The following is a 7,327-nucleotide window of genomic DNA, read 5'->3' on the forward strand; positions in this document are numbered from 1 at the left end:
GTCCTGATTGGTCTGCGCTACTCACACTGCACTACCGTTACGGGTGAGTTGTCGTAGTTTCACCGTCTGGCGAGGAGCAGGAACTAGATGAACGCCGAGAAATCCGTCGCACAGCGCCATCGGGTGGTGGTGATCGGGTCCGGGTTCGGTGGACTGTTCGCCTGTAAGCACCTGCGCAAGGCCGATGTCGACATCACTCTCATCTCCAAGACCTCCACCCACCTGTTCCAGCCGCTGCTGTACCAGGTGGCCACCGGCATCCTGTCGGTCGGCGAGATCGCGCCCGCCACCCGCATCGTGCTGCGCAAGCAGGAGAATGTGCGGGTCATCATGGGCGACGTCAACGACATCGACATCGAGGGCGGCACCGTCACCTCGCGCCTGCTCAACCAGGACTACGTGACCCCGTTCGACAGCCTGATCGTGGCCGCGGGCGCGCAGCAGTCGTACTTCGGCAACGACCACTTCGCCACGTACGCGCCCGGCATGAAGACCATCGACGACGCTCTCGAACTGCGCGCCCGCATCCTGGGCTCGTTCGAAGAGGCGGAACTGGCCTCCGACCAGGAGACCCGCGACCGGTTCATGACCTTCGTGGTCGTCGGCGCCGGCCCCACCGGCGTCGAATTGGCCGGGCAGATCGCCGAACTCGCCGACCGCACCCTCGACGGCACCTTCCGCAATATCGACACCCGTGACGCGCGCGTCATCCTCGTCGAGGGCGCGGGCGCGGTGCTCGCGCCGATGGGCCCCAAGCTCGGCAAGAAGGCCCAGCAGCGCCTCGAGAAGATGGGTGTGGAGATCCAGCTCAACGCCATCGTCACCAATGTGGACGCGCGCGGCGTGACCATCAAGGACCCCGACGGCACCGAGCGCCGCATCGAATCCGCCTGCAAGGTATGGTCGGCCGGTGTGCAGGCCAGCTCGCTGGGCAAGATCCTGGCCGACAAGTCCAAGGGCACCGAGACCGACCGCGCCGGTCGCGTCATCGTCGAGCCCGACCTGACCGTCAAGGGCTACCCGAACGTCTTCGTGGTCGGCGACCTCATGTCGGTGCCGGGCGTGCCCGGGCAGGCCCAGGGCGCGATCCAGGGCGGCACCTACGCCGCGAAGAACATCAAGGCCGAGGTCGAGGGCAAGCAGAAGGTCGAGGACCGCAAGCCCTTCAAGTACTTCGACAAGGGCTCGATGGCCACCGTGTCGCGGTTCAACGCGGTGTGCCAGGTGGGCAAGCTCGAGTTCAGCGGCTTCGTCGCGTGGCTGGCGTGGCTGGGTCTGCACCTGTGGTACCTGGTCGGCTTCCGCTCCCGTTTCGTCACCGTGCTCGAATGGTTCGTCTCCTTCCTGGGCCGCCACCGCGGTCAGATGGCGGCCACCGAGCAGTGGGTGTTCGCGCGGCTGGCCCTGGAAGCGCTCGACGATCCCACCGAGGCGGCGCAGCTCGCCAAACAGATCGGCGTCGAATCCGCTTCCGCGAACGGCAAATCCGTGGCGAATGATCAACCGGGCAAATCCACGGAGCAGCGCGCGGGCTGAGCCCGCACCTACCGTGCGGTCTCGATAGTGGCCTGACCGGGCGGCGTGTCCCGACCAATCCGGCACACCGGCCGGATCCGAATGTTCGACATCCGTTGACATTCGGGAGAAAGGTCATTCATGGGCAAACGCCAACCGGTCGATTTGGTTCGCGAATCGAGTTCCGTGCGAAAGCGTCTGGGCTCCTTGGCGGTCGCGGGCGCGCTGCCGCTGGTCGCCGCCCTCGCCACCGCAGGAACCAGTGCGGCCGAACCGGTTTCGAACGATGAAAACCAACCGGCCGTTGTAGACAACCAGCCCGCCGCCACCCAGCCCGGCGGCACCGACGCGCAACCGGGCGTCGTGGTGGACACGCCGTTCGGCAAGTTCCAGGTGCCGATGCCGCAGGGCGCGGCCAACGGGGCACGCGCCTACCTCGACGCCACCGCCGCTGAAGCCGAGGGCACCCCCGCGGCCGACGCGACACCCGCCGACACGCTCGACCCGGCCGAGGCCGACGCGCTCGCACCCGCCCCGCAGCCGGCACCCGTGCGCGTGGGCCGCAACTCCACCACCGGCGTGCGGGACATCCCCAACGCGCCGCTGGCCCCGGTGGATCAGAGCAAGCTGCACCAGCCGGACCCGATGGCCGCGCCGGACGTCGCGCCCATCGCCGCCCCCGCGGGCAAGCTGCGCTTCGGCGACACCCAGGTCGACATTCCGGCCTGGATGCAGCCCGATCAGGCGGCCCAGGTGAACGCGCTGGCCGCGGGCGCCGAGGCCGAGCTGGCCCGCACCTACGACTCGGCCGGCTTCGAGCCGAGCCGTTCGGACCGCATGGCCGCCCAGACCGTCGGCACCGCGGCCGTCGGTGCGGCGGTGGGAGTGGGCGTCGCGGCCCCGCTCGAGATCGCGGGCGGTGTCATGGGCGGATTCATCGGCGCGATGGCGGGCACGCCGTTCGCGCCGGCGGGCTGGGTCTTCGGCCCGGCCGTGGGCGCGACCGCGGCCGCCTCGCTCATCGCGGTGCCCGCGGCCACCGTGGGCGCGGTCGTCGGCGGTGCGGTGGGCGCGGTGAACGGGTATCTGGCTCCGGCCACCCCGGCGGCGCAGGTCGACGAGCCTGCCCCCGCGGTTGCCGATGAGGCAGCAACCCAAGGGTGATGGCCGCTCTATCGAGGCCGGAATCTCTCACCAGGGATTCCGGCCTTTCCGCTGTCCGGTTACCGGCCAGTTGGCTAATTTTCAGTTATGACAACGATTTTCGATCGTCCGATTCCCCACCAATCCGGGCTGACCGGTGGGTTCGAATGTCGAGCGTCGATGTTCCCCTGAAGAAAGGTCAGCATGGCCGCAGGTAAGCACCGAGCACTGAACCCCCACCGCAACAAGGTCGGAAACGTGGTGGCGGCAGGCGCGGTCCCGCTAGTTTTGGCGATTGTCGGATCGGGTGCAGCCAATGCCGCCCCGGCCGATGTCGCTCCCACGGCGCAGCACGACGATGCGCCCAAGGCCCAGTGGCCCGCCGCTGATGCCCCGAACGTGAGTCCCTATGAGGGCCTGCACATTCCGGGCGACACAAAGAGCTCCATCCAGTGGTCGCGTCAGGCCCCGGACAAGAGCTACCTGGCCCCCGTCGGCGTGCTGCACCCGCCCGTCCCGGTTCCGGCCGTGCCGCCGATCGCCCCGCCGCCCGGCATGTTCCGGTTCGGCGATGTGCAGGTCCCGGCTCCCGACTGGATCGACAAAGAGCAGGCGATCCAGATCAATGACAACTCCGCGCAGATCGAGGCGAACCTCGCCACCTTCCTCGACTCGATCGGCATGGAGCGCTCCAGGTCCGACCGCATCGCCGGGCAGACCATCGGCACCGCCGCCATGGGCGCTGTCGCCGGAGCCGCCACCGCCGCCCCGATCGAGCTCACCTCCGCCGTCGTCGGCGGTGCGCTGGGTCTCGTCGTCGGCGCCGGTTTCGTTCCGGTCGGTCTGGTCGCCGGTCCCGCCCTCGGTGCCGCAGCCGGTGCCGCGGTCATCGCCGTTCCCGCGGCCGTCGCGGGCGCCGCGGTCGGTGCCGTTGTGGGCGCGGTGAATTCGTTCAACGCACCACCCCGCGTCGTCGGCGACTGATAGCCCCCTGAAATCCCTTCGACGACAGCCGCTTCAGTGAGCAGATGTGCGGTCGCGGTGGGAACCGGCGGTGAGGTCCGGTTCCCGCCGCGTACGCGATCGCGGCGCGCGGACGATGTGTTGCGGATCATGTGCTGAGCGCCCAATATGTGATCTGCATGGCGTGCGGCAACAGCATTGACGTCATGCAATAGCGATGCTACTGAGGACATTTGTCCGTTCAACCGGGCCAGTTTGCTACGTAGTGTCCAAGGCATGGACATACCTTCCGCGAACCGCAAGGGGCTGAGTCTCTTCGCCCTGATCATGATTGGCATTGGTTCGATCTTCGGATCGGGCTGGCTCTTCGGAGCCGGACAGGCCGCCCAGGTCGCCGGGCCGGCCGCAATCATCGCCTGGGTGATCGGTGCGGTTTTCATAGGGCTGATCGCCATGTCCTACGCGGAAGTCGGTGCGGCCTACCCGTTCCCCGGATCCATGGCCCGCTTCGGTTCCATCTCGCACGGCCCGGTGCTCGGATTCATTACGGGCTGGGCGGTTTGGATCGCCGTCGCCGCGCTGATTCCGATCGAGTCCATCGCGAGCACGCAGTACATGTCGTCGTGGAGCTTCTCCTGGGCACAGGGCCTGATGGAGGACGGCTCGCTGACCTTCGCGGGCATGGGCATGGCGTTCGTGCTGACCGTGGCGCTGTGGCTGTGCTGCTACTGGTCCGTCGGCTTGCTCGCCCGGGTGAACAACCTGCTGACCGCGGTCAAGTTCGGTATCCCGGTGCTGGCCATCGTCTCGCTGATCGCTTCCGGTTTCCACACCGAGAACTTCCACGGCTACGGCGGTTTCGCGCCGAACGGGTGGGCCTCGGTGCTGACCGCGGTGAGTACCTGCGGTGTCGTGTTCGCCTTCAACGGTTTCCAGGCAGTGGTGAATCTCGGTGGCGCGGCGAAGAATCCGGGCAAGGCCATTCCGGCCGCGCTGGTCGGCGCGCTGTCGATCGGTCTGGTCATCTACATGCTGCTGCAGGTCGCCTTCATCGGTGCGGTGCCGCCGGAGCAGCTGGCCGAACACGGTTGGGTCGGAATCAATTTCAACTCGCCGTTCGTCGACATCGCCAAGATCCTGATGCTGGGCTGGCTGGTGATCATGCTCCAGTTCGGCGCGTTCATCTCGCCGTCCGGCGCGAACATCGCGAACGTGGCCTCGGCCTCGTACATGGTGCAGAACCTCGCCGAGACCGGCTTCTTCCCGAAGAAGCTCGCCGAATCGCACCCCCGCTACGGCACCGCGCGCCCGGCCATGTGGCTGAACCTCGCCTTCTCGCTGATCCTGCTGCTGACCGTCGGCCACAGCTGGCATGCGCTGGCCGGCATCGTCTCCGCGGCCATGGTCATCTCCTACCTGATCGGCCCCATCGCGGTCGGCGTGTTCCGCAAGACCAAGCCCGAACTGCCGCGGCCCTTCCGGCTCCCGCTCGCGAATGTGATCACCCCGCTGGCCTTCACCCTCGCCGCGTGCGCGCTGTACTGGACGCACTGGCCCAACACCGGCCGCATCGTGTTCATCACGCTGCTGTCCGTGCCGATCGCGGTGGCCGTGCTGTGGCGTCGCGGTGAGCGCAGCATCGCCCAGCAGCTGGCTCCGGCCTGGTGGATGATCGCCTTCCTGATCTTCATGGCGACCGTGTCCGCCCTGGGTTCGCCCGATTTCGGTGGCAGCGGCCTGATTCCGGGCGGCGTGGACATCACGCTGGTCGCCGCGGCCGCACTCGCCACCTACTACTGGGCGGTCCGCGCCGGTGTGAAGGCGCACGAGTCGGGTCTGCCCGGCCCGGATCCGGTGCTCGACGCCGTGCCCGAGAGCGACGACGAGATCGTTCCGCTCGACGACATCCTCGGCACCGAGCGCGACCGCAACCTCCAGCACGCCTGAGCTGCTCGGTTCGACAGCACAGCCCCCATCCACGTCCTAGCAGAAGGTCCAGTCATGGCCATCTCGGTCTTCGATTTCTTCTCCATCGGTATCGGCCCCTCCTCCTCGCACACTGTCGGCCCGATGCGCGCGGCGCAGTTCTTCGCCAACCGCCTGAAGGAAGACGGCCTGCTGTCCCAGACCGCCTCGGTCCGCGTCGAATTGTTCGGTTCGCTCGGCGCGACGGGCCGCGGGCACGCCACGCCCAAGGCGGTCCTGCTCGGACTGGAGGGGCACTCCCCCAGCACCATCGACCCCGATGTCGCCGACGCCGACGTGGCGCGCATCCGCCGCACCAAGCGGCTGCGGCTGCTGGGCACCGAAATCGGTGATACGCACGAGATTCCGTTCGATGAGCCGACCCAGCTCATCCTGCACATGCGCCGGGCGCTGCCCTACCACGCCAACGCCATGACGCTGTTCGCCTACGACCGCGACGGAATCCCGTTGCTGGAGAAGACGTACTACTCGGTCGGCGGCGGGTTCGTGGTCGACGAGGACTCGGTGTGCGCCGATCCCGACAACGACGACACCACCCAGCTCGCCTACCCGTTCCACACCGGTGCGCAGCTGCTGAAGTTCGCTCGCGAGACCGGACTCTCGATCTCCTCGCTCATGCTGGAGAACGAGAAGGCCTGGCGCAGTGAGGAGGAGATCCGCGCCGGGCTCCTGGAGATCTGGAAGGTCATGCAGGAGTGCATCACCCGCGGGCTGAATCGTGAGGGGATTCTGCCCGGCGGGCTGGAGGTACGCCGCCGCGCCGCCACCTCGGCCCGGCAGTTGCGCGCCGAGGGCGACCCGATGATGCACCGCACCGAGTGGACCACCATCTACGCGATGGCCGTCAACGAGGAGAACGCGGCCGGCGGGCGCGTCGTCACCGCGCCGACCAATGGCGCGGCCGGTGTGCTGCCCGCGGTGCTCTCGCACTACGTGAACTTCGTGCCGGGCGCGGACGAGGAGGGCATCATCCGATTCCTGCTCACCGCGGGCGCGATCGGCATGCTGATCAAGGAGAACGCGTCGCTCTCCGGCGCCGAGGTGGGCTGCCAGGGTGAGGTCGGTTCCGCGTGCTCGATGGCCGCGGGCGCGTTCGCCGAGGCCATCGGCGGCACTCCCGAGCAGGTCGAGAACGCCGCCGAGATCGGCATGGAACACAACCTGGGCCTGACCTGCGATCCGGTCGGCGGACTGGTGCAGATCCCGTGCATCGAACGCAACGGTATGGCCGCGGTCAAGGCCGTCACCGCCGCGCGGATGGCCATGCGCGGCGACGGCAGCCACAAGGTGTCCCTCGACGACGTCATCAAAACGATGAAGGAGACCGGCGCGGACATGAGCGTCAAGTACAAGGAGACGGCGCGCGGCGGGCTGGCCGTCAACCTCACCGAGTGCTGAAAGCCGTTCGGCCACAGCCGACGACAACCGGGCGGTACGCGCACAGCGTGCCGCCCGGCAGCGTTCTACCCCAAGGCCGAACGGTCAACCCACGAGCAAACGCACGATCCGCGCGAAACAGCATGCCGCCCGGCAGCGTTCTACCCCGAGACCGAACGGTCAACCCACGAGCAAACGCACGATCCGCGCGAAACAGCATGCCGCCCAGCAGCGTTCTACCCCGAGACCGAACGGTCAACCCACGAGCAAACGCACGATCCGCGCGAAACAGCATGCCGCCCAGCAGCGTTCTACCCCGAGACCGAACGGTCAACCCACGAGC

5 protein-coding genes are annotated in these 7,327 nt (G+C 67.9%); all 5 read left to right on the top strand.

From position 1 onward, the window contains the following. The first annotated feature begins 87 nt into the window (after positions 1-87). The 5 genes from GPX89_RS42310 to GPX89_RS42330 all read left to right on the top strand — a co-directional run bounded on the left by GPX89_RS42310 (position 88) and on the right by GPX89_RS42330 (position 7,005). Entirely contained in the window at positions 88-1,536 is a 1,449-nt protein-coding gene (locus GPX89_RS42310) for an NAD(P)/FAD-dependent oxidoreductase (RefSeq protein WP_157393389.1), read from the top strand. Between the two features lie 165 nt (positions 1,537-1,701). Next, complete coding sequence (locus tag GPX89_RS42315; protein WP_157393390.1) at positions 1,702-2,679, top strand: hypothetical protein; 978 nt, start codon at positions 1,702-1,704, stop codon at positions 2,677-2,679. Positions 2,680-2,862: 183 nt separating this feature from the next. Then, on the top strand, positions 2,863-3,642 hold the full coding sequence (locus GPX89_RS42320; RefSeq protein ID WP_157393391.1) for a hypothetical protein: 780 nt from the start codon (positions 2,863-2,865) through the stop codon (positions 3,640-3,642). A gap of 255 nt (positions 3,643-3,897) precedes the next feature. After that, a complete protein-coding gene (locus tag GPX89_RS42325; protein WP_157393392.1) occupies positions 3,898-5,568 on the top strand; it encodes an APC family permease in 1,671 nt (556 codons plus the stop codon). A gap of 54 nt (positions 5,569-5,622) precedes the next feature. Then, entirely contained in the window at positions 5,623-7,005 is a 1,383-nt protein-coding gene (locus tag GPX89_RS42330) for an L-serine ammonia-lyase (protein WP_157393393.1), read from the top strand. Positions 7,006-7,327 lie beyond the last annotated feature (322 nt).

Origin of the sequence: Nocardia terrae (assembly GCF_009760405.1) — a bacterium.
In the GTDB taxonomy this organism is placed as follows: Bacteria; Actinomycetota; Actinomycetes; order Mycobacteriales; family Mycobacteriaceae; genus Nocardia; species Nocardia terrae.

What these genes read in the sequence shown, in the direction of transcription:
- GPX89_RS42310 (WP_157393389.1), top strand. Translation starts at nt 88, where the DNA reads ATGAACGCCGAGAAATCCGTCGCACAGCGCCATCGGGTGGTGGTGATC.
- GPX89_RS42330 (WP_157393393.1), top strand. Translation starts at nt 5,623, where the DNA reads ATGGCCATCTCGGTCTTCGATTTCTTCTCCATCGGTATCGGCCCCTCC.
- GPX89_RS42320 (WP_157393391.1), top strand. Translation starts at nt 2,863, where the DNA reads ATGGCCGCAGGTAAGCACCGAGCACTGAACCCCCACCGCAACAAGGTC.
- GPX89_RS42325 (WP_157393392.1), top strand. Translation starts at nt 3,898, where the DNA reads ATGGACATACCTTCCGCGAACCGCAAGGGGCTGAGTCTCTTCGCCCTG.